This window comes from Flavobacterium urocaniciphilum, assembly GCF_900110615.1.
Lineage (GTDB): Bacteria > Bacteroidota > Bacteroidia > Flavobacteriales > Flavobacteriaceae > Flavobacterium > Flavobacterium urocaniciphilum.
Genome location: NZ_FOEI01000022.1, coordinates 1 through 1,215, shown reverse-complemented (window position 1 = coordinate 1,215; position 1,215 = coordinate 1). Strand labels below are relative to the sequence as shown.

General features: G+C 42.9%; 1 pseudogene. It reads left to right on the top strand.

The window, feature by feature from the left end:
• Window positions 1-1,215: pseudogene (locus tag BMY86_RS13125) on the top strand (adhesin); the annotation flags it as partial.

Sequence of the window (1,215 nt, the reverse complement as noted above, 5' to 3'; positions counted from 1 at the left end):
GGAGCAACAACTAGTACATTTACCTATACTTTAGTTGGAACTGCACCTTGTACTAACGATACAAGTATTGCAACTGTTACTATCAATCCTCAACCTAATGCTGGAGCGGATGGAGCAACAACAGTTTGTGATAATAGTGTAGCTGCAATTAACTTATTCAGTTTAATCACTGGAGAGCAAGCAGGAGGAACTTGGACACAAACATCAGGAACAGGCGGAACGTTTAATGCTGGAGCTGGTACTTATACACCAGCGCCAGGAGCAACAACTTCTACATTCACGTATACATTAGTTGGAACAGCGCCTTGTACAAATGATACAAGTATCGCTACCGTGAATATCAATCCACAACCAAATGCTGGAGCAGATGGAGCAACAACAGTTTGTGATAACAGTGTAGCTGCAATTAACTTATTCAGTTTAATCACTGGAGAACAAGCAGGAGGGACATGGACACAAACTTCAGGAACAGGTGGAACGTTTAATGCAGGAGCAGGTACTTATACACCAGCACCAGGAGCAACAACTTCTACATTTACGTATACATTAACAGGAGTTGCGCCTTGTACTAACGATACAAGTATTGCAACAGTAAACATCAACGCTCAGCCAAATGCTGGAGTAGACGGTAACACTACAGTTTGTGATTCAAGTGTAGCGCCAATCAACTTATTCAGTTTAATCACTGGAGAGCAAGCAGGTGGAACATGGACGCAAACATCTGGAACAGGAGGAACGTTTAATGCAGGAGCTGGAACATTCACACCAGCCCCAGGAGCAACAACTAGTACATTTACGTATACATTAGTTGGAACAGCACCATGTGTTAACGATACAAGTGTTGCAACAATTAACATCAATGCTCAACCAAATGCTGGAGCGGATGGAGCAACAACAGTTTGTGATAACAGTGTTGCAGCCATCAACTTATTCAGTTTAATCACTGGAGAGCAAGCAGGAGGAACATGGACACAAACATCTGGAACAGGAGGAACGTTTAACGCTGGAGCAGGTACATTCACACCAGCGCCAGGAGCTACAACTTCTACATTTACGTATACTTTAGTTGGAACTGCACCATGTATTAACGATACAAGTGTGGCTACGATTAACATCAACGCTCAACCAAATGCAGGAGCGGATGGAGCAACAACTGTTTGTGATAACAGTGTGGTTGCAATCAACTTATTCAGTTTAATCACTGGAGAGCAAGCA